This is a genomic window from Sphingobacterium sp. HMA12 (assembly GCF_002933815.1).
Classification (GTDB): Bacteria; Bacteroidota; Bacteroidia; order Sphingobacteriales; family Sphingobacteriaceae; genus Sphingobacterium.
Genome location: NZ_BEYR01000007.1, coordinates 14,076 through 36,663 on the forward strand (window position 1 = coordinate 14,076; position 22,588 = coordinate 36,663).

Genomic DNA, 22,588 nt, shown 5'->3' on the forward strand with positions numbered 1-22,588 from the left:
GACAGACATGAGAGTGTTCACATATATAGGACTTGCCGCTGCGATACTAATGACGGCAAGCTGCAAAAAATACTTATCCGAAGAACCTAAAAAACAGGCTAGTATCAAAACCGTAGATCAGTTGGAGGCCTTGGTAGATAATGCTACTGTATTTTCAAGAGAGGAGAATTACACAGCCACCTACGCTACTGATGACACCGAGATCAGCAGGGAGCTATACAAAAATAATGTTACGGCTTTCACTGTCAACAATCTCCAGCGTTATGTATCCTCTCCAGAGGGCATTGAAAACCTTGCTACGGACGAGTTGTGGACCGGAGAATACAAAAAGATCTTCACAGCAAATGTCATTTTGAAAAACATAGACCTGGTGAGCGGTGATGAGGCCAGTCGCAGACGTGTAAAAGCAGATGCCCATTTTATACGGGCGATGTCGTATTGGATCCTGGTCAACAATTATTGTGCGCCATACGTTGCGGCCAATATGAATAGCTTGGGACTTCCCTTAAAGCGTAGCGTAGATTACGAAGAATCGCTAAAACGTGCTACACTTAAGGAAACTTATGACTTTATTCTGGCCGATATCGAAGAAGCGAAGAAAGTAGCCGAAGCCGATGTCGATCCAAGAAAGACCTGGCGTGTGAGCCAAAAAGCCATTTCAGCTTTTATGAGCCGCTATTATCTATTCACTGGCGACTATGATAAGAGTTTGGCCGAATCAAACAATGCGCTAGCGTCCGGCACCGTAAGCTTAGTAGACTATAACAGCCTACTACCGGGCAGAAGCGTCTCCTACAGCAATCCGGCTGCAACGCTCCGCTACAGTGAGTTAAACGACTGGAACGCCGCGAAATACCTCTATTGGAACGAGCTTTATTACAGCCGCTATCAATACACAGGTGCACAATGGTATATTCCGAGCAGTGCATTGGTAGCCCTATACGATCAGACCAACGACCTCCGTTACAAGCACCTGATGATCCCTAATGGCGGCCGACGTTTCAGTGTCGTTACACCAGCTGCCTATAGGTACACCATGTTTACAGATGGCAGCACTTTAGTTTCGGGTCCTACAAGAGCGGAGATGCTTCTTAACAAGGCCGAGGTACTGGCGCGTAAGGGCGATGTTCAGAATGCCTTATCGGCGGTCAATACCTTGCGTCAAAAACGCATGTCGACCTACAGTGCACTGACAGCTGCCAATAAAGATGAAGCGATTAAACAAGTACTGGCTGAGCGACGCCGAGAGCTTCCCTTTGTCATGCGGTGGTACGATATCCGCCGATTTAGTGTCAACGACTATGCTGCGGATAATATCACTGTAAAAAGAGATTTCTATCAAGTCAGTACCACAGGTGTCAACCTCTCTACACCGAAAACCTACACCTTGGAAAGTAAGCATTTGGTCGTACCTATCAATGGCGTAGAGATAGATGCCAGCAAAGGACAGCTACAGCAGAATCCTTACTAAAAAACGAAATATAGATCATAAATCATATCATGAAAATTAGAAATATATTGGCCATAACAGGCCTGCTGGTAGCCAGCAGCTTGCATAGCTTCGGCCAGAGCAAAACCTTTACGGTAACCTCCCAGATCGCTGACTTTAAGGACAGCACCTACAACATGACCATCTGGAATGGCGTGACCGATGTCTATTTCAAAAAAGGCAGCACTAAAAACGGGCAGATATTCTTTCAGGACACGACCTCTATGCCATTAATCATAAGGCTCACCCTTCCGACCGAAGCACTTTATAAGCGTGTCGACCGAGGTTATATCCCTGTCAAAAGCCAATCCATCTGGTTTGTAGCCATGCCGGGTGGCAAGATATTACTCAAAGGAAAGCTATCCGACTTTGCCGAAGTATATCCTAGTGGGGATAAAGAAAACAGTATCATCAGTAAGCTCAATAAGGGCTATCACCCGCTGTTGAATAAATCGGCTAATATCGACCTGCAACTGGCAAAAGACACTTCAGATGCGGTGCAAAACAAACGTCTTGCAGCTGAGCAGGAACAGATCGATGCCCAAGCAGCTAAATACGTGAACGACTTTCTAAAGAAGAATGTTTCGTCTGTAGCCGGCCTGTATTACCTTGAAGATATGCTGGTCAGGGAGATTGTAACGATCGAGACCGTGGAGGCACTGTTACCTACGGTAGATAAGGCCTACCAAAGCTCGCCTTTCTATACCTCGTTAAAGAATCGTGTAGCGGGCAGCAAATACGATGTAGGCAAGTCCATATTCCAGATCAACAGTAGCAATACCTATGACGGTAAGGCATTCGACTCAAACAGCTGGAAAGGCAAATTTTACCTCATCGATTTTTGGGGCTCATGGTGTGGGCCATGTATGGCCGATGTGCCTGATCTGAAAAAACTGAGAGACAGCTATCCCGATCAGCTGCGTGTACTTGGCATCGCGTCCGATAAAAATGAAAGCTGGCGCAAAGCCATTGAGCAGCACGAGCTCAACTGGGTGCAAATATTGAACGACAAAGGTAACAACAATTTTGTCCTGCGTCTGAATATCACCGGATTTCCGACAAAGATTCTCGTGGATCCCAATGGCAAGATCGTCTACCGAAGTACGGGCGGCGGCGAAACCTCCTTTGACAAAATGAGCGAAATCATCAAAAACTGGAAATAAATCCAATAACACAAACGCCTGAAGCTAAAAACCTCAGGCGTTTACTTGTTCCGTTTAGTCTCTAGGTCTGCCGAATCGCTGCATCCGTATTATTGTACACAAAAATCCCCGACGGTTGGACTGTCGGGGATTTTGATTAGTTGCGCTTTGGCTGGATTTTATAAACGTATATCGGTATACTTGGATCTTTGACAGTCGGTAAGGTCAATGTTAAGGCACCTTTCCCCTGCGTCCATTTCACCTTAGACTGGTCTCCGAGAAGGCTGATCGAACTGATCGCAAGTTTGTTTTTAGCGAGCTCGGGAACATTTATCCTTGCCGTTGAGGGGCTCCGTACAAAGAGGTAGACAACATTACCCTTTTGGGTAAAGCGATAGTCTGACACAATTTCTTTCGGGGTTGCGTCGTTGACGGCATCCTTCATACCTGCTTTTTCCTTTTCGGATTCTTTCTTTTCTGTTTGCGCTGCAGCAACTTCTTTATTCCCGGCCCAGACGCTGCTACCATATAGGGCTTCACCGTTGACCTTCATCCAGGCGCCGATAGCACGTAGGTTTTCCTGGCTTTCTACGGGCCAGGTACCATCGCCTTTGGGGCCGACATTGAGCAGGAGGTTACCTCCCTTGCTCACCACCTCAATGAGATTGCGCACCAGCAGTTCGGGGCTTTTCCATTTGTGATCGTGCCGGTTGTAGCCCCAATTTTCGCTCATCGTAATACAGGCTTCCCAATTCTTTCGTGCCGTTGAAACCAAGGTTTGCTCAACGACGGCATAATCACCGAGACCGTTGCCGATCCGGCTGTTGATAATGCACTGGGGTTGGATGGAATGGATCAGATCACGGATCTCCTGGCTCTGTTTTTTGGTAATCAGTTCGGGGGTGTCAAACCAGATAATGCCAATGGGGCCGTACTGGGTCAGCAGCTCACGAAGCTGCGGTTTGACCTTGTTTTCAACATACTTGTTCAGGTCTTTGGCGTCTTCATCTGGGTAGTCCCAGGTATTGCTGCGGCCGGCTTTGGTCGGCCAGTTGGTCGGTACATCGGGGTTCTCCCAATCGCGGCCCAGGGAATAATAGAAGCAGAGCTTTAACCCGTATTTCTTGCAGGCCGCCGCGAGCGCCAGCATCGGATCTTTGGCCCAGGGGGTTCTCCTCACGATATTATAGTCACTGACGGCCGAATTGTACATCGAAAAGCCATCGTGATGCTTGGCGGTGATTACGATATACTTCATCCCGGCATCATGGGCCATCTGCACCCAGCGGTCGGCATCAAAGGCGGTCGGGTTAAACTGATCGGCGATCTTCGCATAGGTTTTGACCGGGATCCGTTCATAGAGCATAAAATGTTCACCGCCCTTGGTCGGGTGTCCGTCCCAGTCGCCTGCGGTCTGGGAATACAGTCCCCAGTGCAGAAAAAGCCCAAATTTGTCCTCGGTAAACCAGGTGGCGGGCTGGCCCATGGCCTGCCTACCCAGTAAAATAAGTACCGCTATCAGGAGCTTCCCAATGTGCGGTGATATCTGTATTTTTCTCATCATTGATTTCATTGCTATTACCACTTTGGATTCTGGCCCAACACTGGATTCTTGGATAGAACATTGATCGGCAAAGGCATCAGATAATGCTTGTCCTCGTCAAATACGCGATTGACAAAATCCGACCCGGCATAGACATCAATATAGTGTTTGCCGGCCACTTCAAAAGTTTTGACACTGCTCGCGACTTTGGCATAGCGGGTGCTGTTGCGATCGCTATCTTCAAACCGCATGCCCAATACTTTTTTTGCGAGATAGGATCCTTTTTTCCAGCGCATCAGATCCTGATACCGTGTCTGCTCATAGCTGAGCTCGATCCTGCGTTCGCGGCGAATCTCCACCAGATTGGCCGAAATACCCTCACCGGCATACTTTGGATCCATCGGCGGATTGAGCTGTAACCTGGGGACACCGGCTCTGTCCCGCAACTGGTTAATGGAGCCGTCTAGATCGGACTGGGATAAAGTGCCCAGCTCGGCCTTGGCCTCGGCATAGTTCAACAGAATTTCCGCATAGCGGAAAATAGGTGCATCGGTATCGGAATTGGTCGCCAGCTGCCGTTGGTCATAATCAAAATATTTGATCAGATGATATCCTGTGGCACTGATTAGGCCACCCATACCCAATAGCCTTGGATAGCCCACATTTGACCGGAGTATGGCCTGCTCTTCGCGGGGGTCGAGGACAATCTGGGCAAGGCGTGGATCGCGGTTGTCAAAGACATTTTCGATACTCGAGTCGTTATAGGTATTGCTGAGGCTGATGGGTTTGGCCGTCCCATCGGGTTCAATGCAGAGAAAATCGTCTACAAAATCGCGTGTAGGTCCGGCATTTTGTGTCTGCACATAACCGCTCATATTGTGGGTCATTATGCCCTTGACATAATTGCGGGCCATGATGATCTCAGGATTGCTTGCCAGCTCGGAATTGATAAAGAGGGAGCGGTAATCTGATTTTGGCTTGCCCGTGTTATAGATCTTATACACATTGCTGGCCATCAGCTTCTCAGAGGCATCGAGCGACTCGCGCAGGTAGTTTTCGGCATCGCCCAGTCCATGGTACTTCCGGTAGGTTCCTTCATAAAGTGCCAGTCTCGACTTGAGTGCCAATGCGGTATACTTGGTAATACGGCCCGCACCATTGGTCCAGCTTGTCGGAAGATATTCGATAGCCAGGTTGATATCGCGGAGTACCGAATCCATCACCTGCTTGCGCGGCATGCGCTTGTCGAATAGTTGCGGTGAGTCTGTATTCAGGGGCGTAGATACGTAGGGCACATCGCCAAAGTTTTGCACTTTGTCCAGATAGAACCAGGCCCTGAAGAATAGGGCTTCGCCGGCATATTGGTTTTTAATGGACTCCGCGATAGGTACGTTCTGGTAGTTGGCCAGCAGTACATTGCAGACACGTAGGAAGGACCAAAGCCAGCCGCCCTGAGTCGCGTCATTTGGCACCGTATGCTGACCGGCCGCCCGTCTGATAAATGTTTCGTGCTCCGACGCCTGCGAACCATGGTTGTCCGTTTGGGCTTCGATCGGCACCACCGCATGCGTTGCGCTCCCGAAGGCGGTATTAGTAAAACCAAGGAAGAACATATAATTGCCATTATCTCCTGCCTCGTTATAGATCCCATTGGTATAGGCTTTCAGCTCATCTTCGGAATTCCAGTATAGGCCATCATTTAAATCTGTCGTCGGCAATCGATCCAAAAAACTGTTGTTGCAGGATTGGAAAGCGACCGCTAAAGAGAAAAGAATAGGAATAGAATATTTTTTCATTGCTGTAGGATTAATACGTTAAAGTGATACCAAATGAATAAGTCCGTGAGAACGGATAGATCATCGTTCCATTGCCTGCCGCGGCTTCGGGATCATAGCTTCCTTTGATCGGTGAGAAGAAAAATAGATTCTCCCCACTGAGGAATACCTGTGCGTTGGATAGTTTTAATTTACGCAGGATGTTGGGCTGAAAAGAATAGCCTAGCGTCACATTTTTCAGGCGTAGGTAAGACGCGTCCTGAAGGTATTTGGTCTGGGTCTGCTGGTTTTTTGCGCTACGTGCCACTGCACGAGGGAAATAGGCATCGGTATTGGTCGGAGACCAGGTATCGTCAATCCACCATTGCTGGGTAGCGAAATACTGTGTTGCCACAGGCCAGAACGCTTGCCCCGTAGGCCAGAAATCACGTTTGCCGACACCTTGAACAAAAAGGTTTAAGGAGAAGTTTGCATAATTTACGCCGCCATTAAACCCATAGGTATACCGCGGTGTGGTATTTCCGATGATCGAGCGGTCGCCCGGATTATCAACGGTGTTGTCGCCCTGGGAAATCTCGTTCCGCCCATCTTTCTTGACATTATCGCGTTCCATATATTTGATGTCACCCGCGGCCCAATTGCTGCCCAGGCGGGATTGGTCGGCATGATTAGCCACATCGTCGGCATCAACAAAAAATCCTTCGGTGGTATAGCCCCAGATCTCGCCTATTTTCTGGCCTACATAATAGTTGGTCAGCGAGCGGGTAGGGTTGTCAAACTTGGTAATCTTGGCCTGTGAATCCCCGAGGTTAAAACCTATGGAATAGGATAGTTTTTCATTCACTTTTTCTTTCCAGTTCAGCGCCAGTTCCCAACCATTGGTGCGGAGTTCGGCCTTATTTTCTACTGGCGAAGTGGCTCCCAATAGCTCTGGATAAACGACACTGGTGAGCATGTCGGAGGTGGTACGGCGGTACCAGTCGAAAGAGGCGTCAAGTTTGTTCTTGAAAAAAGCGAGATCGACCCCGAGATTGAAGGTGGCTACTTTTTCCCATGTTAGACTATTGGAAACCAGGGTCGGTGGATTGACAATAACCTGGGTCTGGCTACCAAAAATATAGTTTTTGGAGATGCCTGCTGACATAAAAGGTACAAACGGGTAATAGCGGGTATTGCCCGACCAGTTGCTCGAGGTCAGGAGCTGATTGCCCAATTCACCATAAGAACCTCTCAGTTTGAAATTGTCCAAGACACTGCGTGACCAGTCCATAAAGTTTTCCTCAGAGACCCGCCATCCTGCTGATACCGAAGGCAGGAATACAAAGCGGTTGTCCTTCGGAAAACGGGAGGTCCCATCATACCTTCCGTTGACTTCGAGCAGGTATTTGTCGGCATAGATATAATTTAACCTGAAAAAACCGCCACGTAATGCCCATTCATAACCGGTCTCCTCCACGCGCTGCTCGCCGGAGCCTAAGGTCAGCGTGGGCTGTTCCTGATTTAAGATCCCCAAGCGTGTCCCCTTATTGGAGCTATATTTGGTCAGCTCCTGATTGTAACCAACCATTCCTTTGATGTAATGTTTGTCAAGGGTTTTCTCGTATTGGGTGTAGGCATTGAAGGAGTAGTAATCCCTGCGGTTGTTTAGGACGCTATAGAAGTTATTCGTCGAATTCCCTTCGGTCAAGATAAAATTTGACCGGACCATATCCACTTTTTTGCGGTGCTCGGTATTTTTATCAAGATTGAGATTGTAGTTGAAATCGATATGTCCTGTCCAGCCGGGCATAAATTTGAGATCAGCATTCAGTGATGTCCAGATATCTTCATTCATGGAATGATTTCTGCCTCCTTTTTCCAACAGAGGGATGGGATTTTGGTCATCGAAATACATGCCATTGAATTTGTCATACTCTGGATAGCGTGGATCACCGTTCCACTGGTAGGGACGCACGGGGCTGGTAAAGACAAATTGATGCCAGATCGAATTGCCATAGTTGTATGGTTGGTTGTTGTCGGTATGGTTGTAGAGGGCACGAAGGCCTAACTTTAGCCAATCTGTCGTCTGGTTCTCGACGCTGAGCCGTGTATTGAGCCGTTTGAACTCATCACTGTTGATTTTCAGCAATCCTGTTTGATTATTGTAGCCTACGGAGCTGAAGAATTTCGTTTTTTCGGTGCCACCCGCTAGGGAAATATTGTGCCGTTGGGAAAATGCAAAATCTTTCATCAGCATCTTTTGCCAGTCATTATAGCCATAGAAACGGTAGTTGCCGCCGACCACTTCATACGAAGGGTTATTGACCGGATCTGCTGTCCAGGCTTTCATACCTGCCACCATGGCCTCATCGTACATGGGTGCCAGACCGGCATTTAACATGGCCTGATTGATGTACTCGGCATGTTCATAATTTGTCTTAACGATCTCCGGAAAAATACTGGGTTGTGAAAAGCCAAAGTTGTTGTTGTAGGACACTGTGGTCTTGTCAACATTTGAGGCACTTTTGGTCGTGATCAGGATGACACCGAAAGCACCCCGAACACCATAGATTGCGGCTGATGATGCATCTTTGAGCACTGTGACATTGGCAATGTCATTGGGATTGACCAGGTTCATATTCATCTCCACACCATCCACCAGTACGAGTGGGCCACCGCCATTGATGGAGGTGGTACCCCGGATGTTAATGCCCGGATTACCGGCCGGATCACCGCTTGATGGTGTTATGGTCAGATTGGGTATCGTACCCTGTAAACCTTGGGCGACATTATTAATAGGCCTATTCTTCAATACATCGCCGCTGACATTGTCTACGGCTCCCGTCAGATTGACACGTTTTTGCGTGCCATAACCCACGACAACAGCTTCTTCCAATGCGCTGTCATTTTCTTCCAGTGACACGGTCACACTACTTTGGTTAGCAGTATTGAATTTGACAGTCTGTGATTTAAAGGATAAGTGGGAGATTGTCAGCGTGCCTTCTGCTACTGAAGACGTAAGCGTAAAGTTCCCTTTGTTATCGGATGAGGTTCTGATATTGCTCCCGTTTATACTGATCGTAGCATTGTCGATAGGGCTTCCATCCTTTGCGGCAACCAATCGACCTTTGATCGTGTACTGCTGTTGCGCCTGTATAGTTTTTTTTGAGGCACTTGGGAGTACGACAATATGTTTTTTGTGGATTTCAAACTCAAGGGGGAATTCGTCCGACAGTTCTTTGAGGACATTTTCAAGCTTTTGGTTGTTGACATGGAGGCTGACCATCTTTAGCCCATTAAAGAGGCTTTCATCATAAAAGAAATGATACCCGGTCTGCTTCTTTATTTCCATAAAAACGGTTTTTAGCTCCCCTTTATTGACATGCATGGTGACCTGCTGCGCTTCGGTCTTGCCGTAGACACCATAGGTAAAGAGTAAACCCAGAAATAAGGTTGCTTTGATTTTTTTCGAAATTAGGGGCGAAAAACGTGGGTCGGTCGATCTTTGCCCGAATAAGTAATTTTTAAAATAATTCATATTTTCAGCAATAGGGTTGGTTTTTTTTTGGTTTTAATTCAGGTGCTCAGGCACCTTTGGTTAGCCCATATTTACGCGCTAGCGGTAAGTTTGGTCAGGTAAATCTTTAAATCATTGCATGGTCCTCCTTTAATAATTGGTTATGCTGTTAATTTTTATTCTTTACGGTGACGGTTTTATTGTCGATCATAAATTCAACTCCGGCACCACGTTTTAGTAATTCCAGGGCCTCGGCTAGGTTTACACTTCGGCTGATACTTCCACCAAAGGTTTTCTTGGTGATCGGACCCTGATAGATCACTTTGATGGCATACCATCGCGCCAGCTGGTCCATAATATCCTGAATCTGGTCTTGTTCGAAATAAAAGTAGCCATGTTGCCAGGCGGTTTCTTTTTCAATATTGGCCGTGGAAACGCGCATTTCGCTGCCATCGAATTCAACTTTTTGCCCCGGTACGATTTGTGTTGTTGTCTTGTTGGTATTGGTCAACTGGATACTGCCATTGATCAGTGTGACATTGGAGGCGACACTGCTGTAGGCCTGGAGATTGAAAGCTGTACCCAATACTTTGATATCGCCGTGTACGGTACTGACAATGAATGGACGATTTTTTTCGTGCGCCACTTCAAAATAAGCCTCACCGCGTAGCTCAACTTTGCGGATTGATTTGCCGAAGGCTAGTGGGTAGCTCAGTTCTGAAGCTGAATTGACCCAGACTTTGGTGCCATCGGGCAACACCATTCGATAGAATCCGGAGGCAGGTACGGTCAGCGTATTTTTTAGACTAGCGAGTTCTGCCTGCTCGCCATTTGACTTATAGTGCAGTTGACCATCTCTAATCTGGAGCTGTTCACCATGTTGTTCCTTCAGGGTGGCTTGTTCTTGCGATAATTCAATAGTTTTACCGTTGGAAAGTGTAAGTGTAGCTTTCTGTCCTCCTGGTAGGACGTCATTTTTATACTGATCAATCTGTTCGACAACAATATGTTTATCCGGATGTGTCGTACGGAGCATTAATGCCGCACCAATAATCAGGAGTAAGCTGGCGGTTAGGCCCGCATAGATGCTGATGTTTCGTATGCGTCGATTGCGGAGTGATCGGATTGCTGGTTCGGCAGGTGAGTAATTTAAGATGTTGGCTCGTGCCTGATCAAGATCCAGGTTATTCCAAAATTGGGCATCGCTGGATTTGACACCCTTGCTGGTGTATCGCTCCCATTGATCGCGCAGGGTAGGATCATCTTCAAAGATCTCTTGGAGAGACTGTACGTCAGTTTGACTTAGTGTCCCACTAAAGTGCTTGATTAAGTAATCTACGAGTATAAATTGGTGATCCTTCATGTTCTTCAACCGGCTATTTGATTAAAAGAGCCACAAAGGCTGCAAAAGGATGGAAGGAAAAGTGAAAAAAAATATAAAACAGTGTTATTCAATGAGTAAAAGAAGTAAAAGCGATAGCGTCTGGGGATCCAGACGCGTGCGTAGAAGCTGTATCGCTCTTTTTTTCTGACTTTTGACGGTGTTGATGGAAATGGCCAGGTTGGTGGCAATTTCATCATTGGAAAATTTTTCAAAAATGGCCATATGAAGCACCTGCTTACAGCCTTGCGGCAATTGGTTGATCGCTTCCATTAGCTGGCTGATAACTTCTGCCTGGATCATGGCATCCATGATCGTTTGTTCTTCGATCATGTCTTTATCGAGCTGATCGAAGTACTTACTTTTAACTTTTTCACTTCGGATGTGCTTGAGGCAGTTGTTGCGGATAGCGATGAAAAGATAGCCCTTGCGTGCACCTTCATGTTCGGGCAAAGTATTACGCCCCTCACAAAGTCCAGCGAAAAAGCTCTGGACAATATCTTCGGCTAGCGCTTCATCATTCAGTACATTGTTGGCAAAGAGGCAAAGCTGTCTATAGTACTGTTGAAAAAGCAATTCAATATCATAAGGTAAGAAGGTCTGCAAATTTTCCAAGTGGTTTAATATGTATTAAGCATTTGACAAAACTGGAGCTCTTGGAGCATCCCATAAATATAGGAAAATATGCTTAAGTTTTGGAGCAGGTGCAGGCTGCGGTTAGTTTATTTCTTCGAAAACGATTGAGTACCGGCTGCTGTTCAGCTGTCGACAGGCGCTGTGGTTTATTTGGCACCGCTCAAATAGCATGGCGTATCCGATATCATTTGTTAAAATGACGGAAACGATCCAAACGGGTCTTGCTTCTTTTTAGAATTATTGCTCATTTTTCGGTAGCAAAAATGAGAATGTCGAGCCGCTACTGAGTTCACTTTCCACCTCAATTTTTGAGTGGTGATATTTGAGGATTTCGGCGACGATATAGAGACCGATGCCAAAACCTGAAATGCTTGCAACAGTATCGTTTTCGACGCGATAAAAGCGTTCAAATAATTTTTTCTGATCGGGTTTGCTTATCCCCACGCCCTCGTCACTTACATAGATCTTTAAATGATCATCAAAATGCGCACAGCCGATCGTTACTTTGCCGCCTCCAGGCGAATATTTAATGGCATTACTGACCAGATTGTTCAGCACCTGGCCAATTTTATCCCGATCCGCAAAAACCACATGCGAAGGGGCACAGACAATTTCGATGTGGTGTCGTTCGGTCATAAAAGTAGCTTCTTCCTTGATCTCTTGCATGAGGCTGTCAAGTTGCACCATTTCTTTCCGGAGCTGTATTTTACGTTCTTCGATACGGGCCAAGCTGAGGAAATCGCGAATCATTGCCGACATACGCCCCGCATGACCTTCAATTTTCTGGGCCATTTTAGTCGCCAAATCATTTCCGCTTTGGCGACTCATTCGTTGCGTGACCTGCGCGCAGAGTAAAATCGATGTAAGCGGTGTTTTTAATTCATGGCTGACCATGGAGATAAAGTCATTTTTCTTCTGCTCCTCTTGTACCTTGTCTGTAATATCACGCGCAATCTTTGATATTCCGGTGATTTGTCCGGCAGTATTTTTTATTGGGGAAATCGTAAGCGATACGTCGATCAGCTTGCCGCCCTTTGTCTTCCGTTTGGTTTCAAGATGTCGGATAGATTCGCCTGATCTCAAGTGCTCTAAAATGAAATCTTCCTCGTGCCAGCGATCTTCGGGAATAATTTTTTTTATCGACTGGCCGATCATTTCTTGAGCCGAAAAGCCAAATACCTGTTCCGCAGCATCATTCCAGCTTGTGATAATGCCTTCTAATGTTTTGCCGACAATAGCGTCATAAGAAGAATTGACGATGGCTACTAGCTGGGCATTATTTACCTCGGCTTCTTTACTTTCGGTAACATCCAGGATGGAACCGATGATCCTATGGAGTGTTGCGGTGCCTTCAAAATGTGCTGTCCCCCGAACTTCGATCCACGAAGGCACGGTCTGTCCAGGTTTTAGTACCCGACAGGTAAAACTGAAATTTTCATCTGCCCTGGCGTTTTGTAAATTACGGAGCACCTGATCCACAATAGGGCGATCCTCAGGGAAAATATGACCCAAAATTGCATAAATGCTATTTTCATCGTAAGTAAGCCCAAGCATCCGCTTCGCTTCGGGTGAAAAGTCTATTTTTCCTGTTTCAAGAATCCAATCCCAGGTGCCCAGATCAGTTGCGGCTATGGCCATACGTAACCGCTCTTCACTCTTTTTGAGAAGAAGTACTATTTTATTCTTTCGTCCTTCTTCAGCCAATCTTCTTTCCTCTTCTTCGACCAACTTGGTGACGTCTTTAGTGAAACATCTGGAATAGATAAATTTGCCATCGGCCATTAAGGCATTTGAACTGATATGAACATGCTTGATCGATCCATCCTTGCACTTCAGCCGGGCTGGAAAATCACGCAGGGTTTCATTATTTAATAGCCGCGTTAGTATTTCCTGTATTACGGGTTGATCGGCATGGAAATCCTGGATTGGAAATCCGATGTACTCCTCTTTACCATAACCTAGTAAATCTAGTTCGGCCTGATTGGCCCATATGATTATACCATTTCCATCAACACGGTGAAGGGGCAGTGAACCATTTTCAATAAAGTCGGACAGTTCGGCGATTTTTAGCTTTAGCGCATCTATTTCATTTTCCATTATGACAAAATCTTCATGTGTTGCAAATCCATGGTTAAGTTAAAGGATTTCCCACTAGAATAAAGATAAGGATAATTAAGAAAATTTGAGCGTTTAACTACTTCGCTTCGATCTTATACACATAGATCGGTATCTCATCCCCTTGTCCTGAGGGTAAAACAAGATTTAAATTATCTCTGCCCTGTGTCCATTTCACCTTCGAAGGGTTGCCAAGTAGGCTGATCGAACTGATGGCAAGTTTGTTTTTAGCAAGCTCGGGAACATCTATCGTCGCTGTTGAGTCATTCATGCCGTCATAATATACATCTGTTTTGGTCAGGATATCCTGAACCTCTTCGTACTGTTTTTTTGTTAATCCTGTTTCGTTCAGGAAGAACAGTCCACTCCATTTTATCTTTTTGACGGAAGCCAAAAAGGGTTCCCATTGTAGGGGATTATTGGTAAAGGGGACATAGACGAGCTTGGGATTTGTAGCCAGTAATTCGGGAAAAGATGTAAACTGGTTGTAGGAAAAACTTGCGTGTTCCAATTTTTTTAGTGTCGCGATGGAGTTGGGCAGCGAAGAAAGTCCTGCATTTTGTATCCCCAGTTCTTTCAGTTCAGGCAGTTGCTGAAACAGGTCAGGCAGTTCCATCAGTTTCGTTTCACTTTTGTAATTGCCCGATAGATATAACACGGACAGTTTGCTCAGGCTAAAGATTTCTTTTGGAAAGGCCGTAAACAAGTGGCTGTTCAGTCCGAGTTGCTGTAGATTTTTGAGCTGTGCAAATGATGCCGGCAGTGCTGTCAAGGGGTTGTTGCAATCGAAACCTTCAAGTGCTGTAAGATTGGAAATACTGGCCGGAAGTGTTTTTAACTTATTCTGACTTAAGGTCAGCTTTTTCAACCGATGATTGGGCGTTTTGATTTCCGGAAAAACATCTAATGCGAAATTTTCGATTGTCAAAACTTCCAATTGTATGCCCTCGTTTAGGATCTTTTGCAGAAGGCTACTCGCCATTGTTTTTCCCGAGACCACGGTACTAAAAGATAATTCTTTCAGCTTCGATAAATCTGAACCTGCTAATTCTTCCAGATCCTTAAAGCGTATTTCTTTTCCACCGGTTGTGCTGGCCATAATACGGCTGACACTGCCGACGGGCATTGGTGCTATCAGACCTACAGGTGCTGTACCTTGCTCTCCCTCATGCGCGGGCAGTACTTCCGGAGTGACCTCTACCTTTGGTGGTTCGGCGATAGCCTCCACTTTTGGTGGCGGGATCTGCTTTTTCTTCTTTTTCTGTGCGGCGGCGGTTAACGTGAGTAGCGAAAGACTGAATACGATAATATATTTTTTCATGTTTGATCGGCGTTATATACATGCAAATGTGCGTATTAAGAGGTAATATTTTTGTACCGATTTATATCTGTCCCGTCTGATTTACGATTCGTTCTGTTTGAGGTGACATTTGCGCTTGGGAATTCGATGGACAGTTTTATGAACTCCCGAAGAGATGGATTTGGGGTAACTGCACGTTTTTGCGGGCGATTTGTAGTTGATACATTACAAGGTCGAAATTTTATCGTATAATTCTGATTAAGAGTGGTCTGTCCTTCTTTAAAGAAACGGAAAACCCCTACTTTTGAATCATCTATCTATGGTATAATTAAATACATGTCTTATGGTTACGGGTATTCTACTTATTTTATTCATTTTTTTAGGAGCTTTTTTTTGGAGAAAAAAACAGTTAGCGCAACGGTTTAACGAAAATGTGGAGATCGCTATTGATTATATGGTGCAGGAGCGTCCGGGGCAATATAGTGGCGATCGAAATGCAAAAAGTGGCGTCTTTATTTTCAATGCCGGGCATGCTTCCGATACGTTGAAAAATGTGGTCATAAAAACAGTGAAACCTTTGCATGCTGCGCTCGATGTCAATCTTGAACGGATTCTGCTAATCTCATTTGAAAGAGCGGCTACGCCGAAAAAGGTGTCCGTCCGTTTTAAGGTGGTGAAGAAAAGGGCCAAGATCGATGATCTGAAAGGGGTTCAGATTCGTATATCCGGCGTGCTCAACTTTAAGCAGGGGAGCCCAAAAAAATTCACAGCAGTTTTGCCTATTGCTGGCCTATATCAGGATATGGCACAACCTGTTGATCTACATCATACGGAGTTATTGGGAGACATCGCGAACCTCAATCTTTCGATATAAATATAAAAATCGCCGCATAACCTAAAAATCTGTAGGGCATGACGGAATAGAGCATCAATCGGAGAATCGAAAGATATTCTACAGAACAAATTGAGCTGATGCATGTAGACGAGGCATTCCGACTTTTGTCAGAATGCCTCGTCCTGCGTTAGTGCTAGAGGTGCACCTGAAATCCCTCTTGTCTTAGAGCACCCTAACGTCTGGCAAATCAACCTGATTGCATAAACTTCTCTTAATGTGATTATTGGAATTTTAATCGACTAATTTTAAATACTTTGTAATAATTGAGTGTAATCTTTGAAACTTCTGTATAAAAATTGCTTGCAACCTTTTTAAAGTTTAATTACATTTGTTTTAAGGATGCAAGGAAGATTTCATCAATATTTGTTCAGCGTATTATGTGCAATACTTGTCAGTTTGGGCTGGTATTACGCATCAACGTCAAATGAACCTGCATCGGCCAACCGGCATGCTGTCGAGCATTTCAATAACCAGGTAAAAAGTGAAGGCCTGGATGTAAAAGTCATCCGCAAAGGTAAACATCGCCGCCACGAGAAACTCAGGGCTTATGTTGCAGAGAAGGATGGTGAAAACGATGATACAGGAAGTGATGCTGATACGTCTAATTTATTTGCACTTTCCAAAAATGATTTCGGGAACCTAAATGCTTATGTCCATCCCGATTTTCACAATACCTGCACAGCGATCTCGCTTGCCAATACACAAAACCTTAGTCCACAAAAAAACGCCCTTTATATCCATTACAGTGTCTTCAGGCTGTGATTTTTAACTAATTTTTTTAAAAAAGAATATCAAAATGGCTTTCATTTATTTTGGGAGCTGGTCACACTATTGTTCAAATTTTTCAAAAATTATTTTAAAAACTATTATCATGGTCATGAAAAGCTTCATGTATATCAGCCTGTGTTTTATTGTGCTATCAACGAGCTGTCAGTCAGAAAAAAAAGAGAAGAAGGAAACTGCAGTTTTCAACGTGACAACGCCCCTGGTGAAAGACACGATCGTTAATAAAGATTATGTCGCCCAGATCCGTTCGATCAACCATATCGAACTGCGTGCGCAGGAAAAAGGTTACATCCAGTCCATATTTGTGGATGAAGGACAGTTCGTACAAAAAGGACAGCCCCTCTTTAAAATTATGCCCAACCTTTATGAGTCCGATGTCAATCGCGCAAAAGCAGAGGTCAAGTATGCCGAAATCGAATATCAAAATACCAAAAATCTCTCCGAAAAAGATATCGTAGCACCCCAGGAGACCGAGATGGCCAAAGCAAAATATGAAAAAGCCAAGGCCGAGCTGGCAGCGATGAATACGCACCTCAAATTTACAGATATCGCAGCCCCATTCTCGGGTATCGTCGGTAAACTCCATGTGCGCAAGGGAAGCTTGGTGGATGAGGGGGAATTGATCACCGAACTCTCCGATAACAGCAAAATGTGGGTGTACTTTAATGTGCCGGAAGTGGAATACCTCAACCAGATGGAAGCCAGGAAGGACAACAGCCCTATGCATGTCCGCCTGAACATGGCCAATGGAAAGGAATTTGGCCAGGAAGGTATTGTTGAAACGATCGAATCGGACTTCAATAACGAGACGGGAAATATTGCCTATCGGGCCACATTCCCCAATCCTAAGGGTTTATTGCGCTTTGGGGAGACGGGCAATATCGTCATTACCTCGCCTTATGCGAACGCGATGTTGATCCCGCAGAAAGCGACATTTGAGGAACTTGAAAAAAAATATGTATACGTCATCACAAAAGATAATAAAGTAAAAGCAAGAGAAATAAAGGTTGCTGCTGAACTGCCTCATATCTATGTTGTCTCTTCGGGCCTGAACAAGGACGAAAAGATTCTGCTGAACGGTCTTCGCATGGTACAGGAGAATCAGACCATTGAATCAAAGTACCAGACCCCGGAGAAAGTCATGTCAAACCTGGATTTATATGCAGAGTAATTAAAAAGCAGCACTATGTTTAAAAAAGTAATTCATCGACCGGTATTTGCTATTGTCATATCGGTTGTCATCCTATTTATCGGAGGACTGGCGATCAAGCAGCTTCCTACCGAACAATTTCCAAAGATCGCACCGACCACGGTAGCGGTTTCCATCGCCTATCCGGGTGCCAGTGCGGATGTACTTGTCAAATCGTCGCTGATTACCTTAGAAAATGCCATCAACGGAGTGCAGGGTATGCGTTACATCGCCACGGACGCAACCAGTGCTGGTGAGGCCACCGTCAATGTAATTTTTGATCCGGGAACGGATCCCAACGATGCGGTGGTACTGGTCAAAACCAGGGTGGATCAAGTGATGCCTCTCCTGCCCGAACTGGTGCAAAAGGAGGGCGTGATCGTCAATCCCATCCAGCCCAGTATGTTGATGTACGTAAACTTGTATAGCACCAGCAAAAGCATGGATGAGAAGTTCCTGTACAACTATGCAACGGTCAATATCATTCCCGAAATAAACCGGATCCACGGGATCGCCAAATCCCAGATCCTGGGTAGCCGCCGTTATGCGATGCGGATCTGGTTAAACCCCGACCGCATGCGGGCCTATAACTTATCGGTGGATGAGGTAATGAAAGCGATCGGGGAACAGAGTATTATCGGCCGGCCAGGTCGATTGGGTCAAAGCTCGGGTATCGCTGCCCAATCGCTGGAGTATGTATTGACCTATAAAGGACAGTACAATCAACCCGAAGAGTACGAAAATATTATTGTTCGCGCGAATGCCGAAGGGGAGAATATCAAACTCAAAGATGTCGGCAAAGTCGAACTGGGCAGTGAATTTTTTGATATTTACTCCAATCTGGACGGACATCCTTCGGCTTCCATTGTATTGAAACAGAATTATGGTAGCAATGCCAATGATGTCATCAAAGATGTGAAAGCGAAGCTGGCGGAGATGAAGGGAAATTTCCCCCCGGGCATAGACTATAAGATCAGCTATGACGTATCGCAGTTTTTGGATGCCTCGATCGAACAGGTGATGCATACCCTGCGTGACGCCTTTATCCTGGTAGCCATTGTGGTGTTTATTTTCCTTGGCGACTGGCGCTCCACCCTGATCCCAATCATTGCGGTACCGGTTTCGTTAATAGGTACATTCTTTGTCATCCAGTGGTTTGGCATGTCGATCAACTTGGTCACCCTATTTGCACTCGTTCTGGCGATCGGAATCGTTGTGGACAATGCCATTGTTGTGATTGAGGCCGTGCATGCCAAGATGGAGGAGAGTGCAATCTCCCCTTATAACGCCGTTAAGGAAGTGATGGCTGAAATCGCAGGTGCGATCATCGCCATTACAGCGGTCATGGTGGCGGTATTTATCCCAATTTCTTTTATGACCGGTCCCGTCGGGACCTTCTACCGTCAGTTTTCAATTACCATGGCGAGTTCGATTGTGATATCGGCTGTCGTGGCATTGACACTCACACCCGTGCTCGCAGCCATGCTATTGAAAAATAATCATGGAAAACCCAAAAAATCCAATCTATTTACCAAAGCGCTCGTTGCCTTTAACCGCACCTTCGATCGGGTGACCGGCTCTTATGCTTCTTTTCTCCGAAAAATCGCCAGCCGTAGAATCATCACCTGGGGAATATTGGTCGCGTTTTGTGTGGGGACTTTCCTGATCAATAAAACGCTTCCGGGTGGTTTTATCCCGAGTGAGGATCAGGGAACGATCTATGCCATCATTCAGACGCCACCGGGATCGACACTCGAACAGACCAATAAGCTTTCCCGCGAGTTGCAGAAGATCTGTCAGGGTGTGGACGGTGTGGAGTCGGTCTCTTCCCTGGCCGGTTATGAGATCATGACCGAAGGCCGGGGCTCGAATGCCGGAACTTGTCTGATCAACCTGAAGACCTGGAGCGAACGGGAGCATTCGGTGAAAGAGATCATGGAGGAACTGGAAGAAAAGTCAAAAAATCTGGGTGCGACCGTGGAGTTTTTCGAACCACCGGCTGTTCCGGGTTTTGGATCCTCAGGTGGTTTTTCCATGCGCTTGCTTGATTTAAACCGAACGACAGATTACCAGGATTTCGATAAAGTAAACAAAGCTTTTATTGCCAATCTCAAAAAACGCAAGGAGCTGACAGGTGTCTTCACCTTCTTTGCCGCCAATTACCCACAATATGAATTGGTGTTTGACAATAATGCCGCCATGCAGAAAGGGGTTTCCATCGGTAAGGCCATGGACAACCTCAATATCCTTATCGGTAGTACCTACGAACAGGGCTTTATCCGTTTTGGCCAATTTTTCAAAGTGTATGTGCAGTCATCACCTGAATTCAGAAGGCTGCCTTCGGATATCATGAACCTCTATGTCAAAAATGATCATGAACAGATGGTTCCCTATTCGGCCTTTATGACCTTGAAAAAAACACAGGGTCCTAATGAGATCACGCGTTACAATATGTACAACTCGGCTGCGATCCGCGGGCTGCCGGCCAATGGTTATACCACGGCCGATGCCATTCAGGCAATCAACGAAACAGCCCTTGCTTCCTTGCCGCATGGCTACAAAGTGGCCTGGGAGGGATTGTCCTATGATGAGGCACAGCGCGGGAATGAGGCGATCTATGTCTTTTTGGTCGTATTGGTCTTTGTATACCTGGTGTTGGCCGCCCAATACGAAAGTTTTATCATTCCGTTTGCGGTATTGCTGTCGCTGCCTGTCGGGGTATTTGGCTCATTCTTCCTGTTGAAAGCCATGGGACTGGAAAACGATATCTATGCGCAAGTCGGACTGATTATGATCATCGGTTTATTGGGTAAAAATGCCGTGCTGATCGTCGAATTTGCCGTCAAGCGCCGTCAGGCCGGCGATACGATACTGGAAGCAGCCATAGAGGGGTCAAGAGCGCGGTTCAGGCCGATCCTGATGACTTCCTTTGCTTTTATCGCCGGACTCGTGCCGCTGGTCTTTGCAAGTGGGGCCGGAGCCATCGGGAACCATACCATCGGTGCTTCGGCCTTGGGCGGTATGCTCGTCGGAACAATTTTTGGCGTTATCGTCATTCCCGGACTCTACTACATTTTTGCAAAATTGGCCGACGGAAGAAAAATGATCCAGGCCGAAGACGATTCACCTTTAAGCGAAGACATGATACACTATGAATAAGAACAGAATATATCAATATACCGGTTTCGCCCTTTTCTTGCTTGGTTTTGTAGCCTGCAAACCGCTGGAAATACAGCAGCGTGCCGAAAACAGAACAGTGCCGGAGAAATATGGCGTCACTGAAAACGACTCCGTCAATACCGGAAAAATCAAATGGAACAGTTATTTCAATGATCCGCATCTACAGGAGTTGATCGGTCTGGCGCTGGCCAACAATCAGGAACTCCACATTATGCTGCAGGAAATCGAGATGGCCAAAAACGAGGTCAGCGCAAAAAAAGGAGAATATCTGCCTACCGTAGGGGTGAAAGTTGGTGCCGGTGTGGATAAGGTAAGCCGTTACACCAATATCGGCGCGATGGAGAAAAATACGGAAATAGAACCGGGACGGGAAATGCCCGAGCCGCTGTTTGATTTTGGCGTCGGTGTACAGGCCGCATGGGAAACAGATATCTGGGGCAAACTGCACAATGCGACCAAAGCGCAACTGCAACGCTATTTTGCCAGTGTGGAAGGAAAAAACTTTATGGTCACGCATCTGATCTCTGAAATTGCGGATGCCTATTATGAGCTCCTGGCCCTGGATAACGAGCTATTGGTAGTCAATGAGAATGTAAAGATCCAAAATGACGCACTCACGGTGGTCAATGACCTGAAAAAGAATGCCCGGTCCAATAAACTCGCCATCAAAAGATTTGAGGCGCAGATCTTAAAAACACAGGGCATGCAGTATGATATCCAGCAGCAGATAACGGAAACGGAAAATAGGATCAACTACCTGGTGGGACGGTTTCCGCAGCCGGTACAACGGAATCACGAAGTTTTTGACAAGCTTGTCCCGCAGACTGTCTATACGGGCATCCCTGCCGACCTGCTGGAAAATAGGCCGGATATCAAGCAGGCGGAGTATGAACTGGCGGCTTCCAAACTGGATATCAAATCGGCTAAAGCACGTTTTTATCCTTCCCTGGATATTGCTGCCGGTGTGGGCTTTCAGGCTTTTGATCCGACTTATCTCATCAAACCGGAATCTTTTCTGACTTCGCTCGTCGGCGAGCTGACTGCTCCCCTGATCAACAAAAGAGCGATCAAAGCGGCATATTACAATGCCAACGCAAGGCAGGTGCAGGCGGTCTATCATTATGAGCAAACGATACTGGGTGCTTACATCGAAGTCGCCAACCAGCTTTCCAAAATTAAAAACCTCGAAAATGGGCTGGCGATCAAGACTAAGGAGGTCGATGCACTCAGAGAATCCATAGATATTTCCAACGACCTGTTTAAATATGCCAGGGCGGATTATATGGAAGTCTTGTTGACACAGCGTGATGCATTGGAATCCAAATTTGAACTGGTGGAAAAAAAAGCCAGTCAGCTCAAAGCCAGCGTAGCGATCTACAGATCCCTGGGCGGTGGCTGGGAGCGGCAGGAATAAATTGTTAATGTTTGTTTTTTACTCGTTGGGGACTTATCAGCTGATAAGTCCCTTTTTTGATGGTTCGCCCTAGTCATCGAGACCGATGAAACTACCATCGGCATTAAATTTTAAATCCAGATCATTGGACAAATCTATCTGGTAACCATAGGCTTCTTTGTCGATACCTTCGATAAATAAAGGCGCTGGGATTTTTTACACCTTGTCGGGATTATTTTTGAAATCTTATTTGTCCTTATCAAACTAT

At 46.0% G+C, this 22,588-nt stretch carries 14 protein-coding genes; 7 read left to right on the forward strand and 7 right to left on the reverse strand.

What is annotated here, in order from left to right:
• Positions 1-7 precede the first annotated feature (7 nt).
• Both HMAT_RS24250 and HMAT_RS24255 read left to right on the forward strand, forming a co-directional pair.
• Positions 8-1,471: a RagB/SusD family nutrient uptake outer membrane protein gene (locus tag HMAT_RS24250; RefSeq protein ID WP_104385424.1), complete on the forward strand. Its 1,464-nt coding sequence runs from the start codon at positions 8-10 to the stop codon at positions 1,469-1,471.
• Between the two features lie 29 nt (positions 1,472-1,500).
• Entirely contained in the window at positions 1,501-2,652 is a 1,152-nt protein-coding gene (locus HMAT_RS24255; protein WP_104385425.1) for a TlpA disulfide reductase family protein, read from the forward strand.
• A gap of 136 nt (positions 2,653-2,788) precedes the next feature.
• Here the strand turns inward: HMAT_RS24255 and HMAT_RS24260 are convergent, their stop codons facing one another.
• The 7 genes from HMAT_RS24260 to HMAT_RS24290 form a co-directional block, all read right to left on the reverse strand.
• The gene (locus HMAT_RS24260) at positions 2,789-4,204 is read right to left on the reverse strand and encodes an alpha-L-fucosidase (protein ID WP_371412061.1); all 1,416 of its coding nucleotides are present in this window, start codon (positions 4,202-4,204) and stop codon (positions 2,789-2,791) included.
• A 5-nt stretch (positions 4,205-4,209) separates the two neighbouring features.
• A complete protein-coding gene (locus HMAT_RS24265) occupies positions 4,210-5,970 on the reverse strand; it encodes a RagB/SusD family nutrient uptake outer membrane protein (protein ID WP_104385427.1) in 1,761 nt (586 codons plus the stop codon).
• A gap of 10 nt (positions 5,971-5,980) precedes the next feature.
• Positions 5,981-9,466 (reverse strand): TonB-dependent receptor, encoded by a 3,486-nt coding sequence (locus HMAT_RS24270; RefSeq protein WP_104385428.1) that lies wholly within the window; start codon positions 9,464-9,466, stop codon positions 5,981-5,983.
• A 148-nt stretch (positions 9,467-9,614) separates the two neighbouring features.
• A complete protein-coding gene (locus HMAT_RS24275) occupies positions 9,615-10,808 on the reverse strand; it encodes a FecR family protein (protein WP_104385429.1) in 1,194 nt (397 codons plus the stop codon).
• Positions 10,809-10,892: 84 nt separating this feature from the next.
• Positions 10,893-11,441, reverse strand: coding sequence for an RNA polymerase sigma-70 factor (locus HMAT_RS24280; RefSeq protein ID WP_158656112.1), 549 nt, complete (start codon positions 11,439-11,441; stop codon positions 10,893-10,895).
• A gap of 258 nt (positions 11,442-11,699) precedes the next feature.
• On the reverse strand, positions 11,700-13,559 hold the full coding sequence (locus HMAT_RS24285; RefSeq protein WP_104385431.1) for a PAS domain S-box protein: 1,860 nt from the start codon (positions 13,557-13,559) through the stop codon (positions 11,700-11,702).
• 97 nt (positions 13,560-13,656) lie between these two features.
• On the reverse strand, positions 13,657-14,898 hold the full coding sequence (locus HMAT_RS24290; protein ID WP_104385432.1) for a leucine-rich repeat domain-containing protein: 1,242 nt from the start codon (positions 14,896-14,898) through the stop codon (positions 13,657-13,659).
• A gap of 322 nt (positions 14,899-15,220) precedes the next feature.
• Between HMAT_RS24290 and HMAT_RS24295 the strand changes: the two genes are divergently transcribed.
• The 5 genes from HMAT_RS24295 to HMAT_RS24315 all read left to right on the forward strand — a co-directional run bounded on the left by HMAT_RS24295 (position 15,221) and on the right by HMAT_RS24315 (position 22,341).
• The gene (locus HMAT_RS24295) at positions 15,221-15,751 is read left to right on the forward strand and encodes a hypothetical protein (RefSeq protein ID WP_104385433.1); all 531 of its coding nucleotides are present in this window, start codon (positions 15,221-15,223) and stop codon (positions 15,749-15,751) included.
• Between the two features lie 360 nt (positions 15,752-16,111).
• Positions 16,112-16,534: a hypothetical protein gene (locus HMAT_RS24300; RefSeq protein WP_104385434.1), complete on the forward strand. Its 423-nt coding sequence runs from the start codon at positions 16,112-16,114 to the stop codon at positions 16,532-16,534.
• A 115-nt stretch (positions 16,535-16,649) separates the two neighbouring features.
• Positions 16,650-17,729, forward strand: a complete 1,080-nt coding sequence (locus HMAT_RS24305; protein WP_233789566.1) for an efflux RND transporter periplasmic adaptor subunit — start codon at positions 16,650-16,652, stop codon at positions 17,727-17,729.
• A gap of 15 nt (positions 17,730-17,744) precedes the next feature.
• Positions 17,745-20,906, forward strand: a complete 3,162-nt coding sequence (locus tag HMAT_RS24310) for an efflux RND transporter permease subunit (RefSeq protein WP_104385435.1) — start codon at positions 17,745-17,747, stop codon at positions 20,904-20,906.
• Positions 20,899-22,341: a TolC family protein gene (locus HMAT_RS24315; protein WP_104385436.1), complete on the forward strand. Its 1,443-nt coding sequence runs from the start codon at positions 20,899-20,901 to the stop codon at positions 22,339-22,341. The genes HMAT_RS24310 and HMAT_RS24315 overlap by 8 nt, the downstream gene beginning before the upstream one ends.
• The last annotated feature ends 247 nt before the right edge of the window (positions 22,342-22,588 follow it).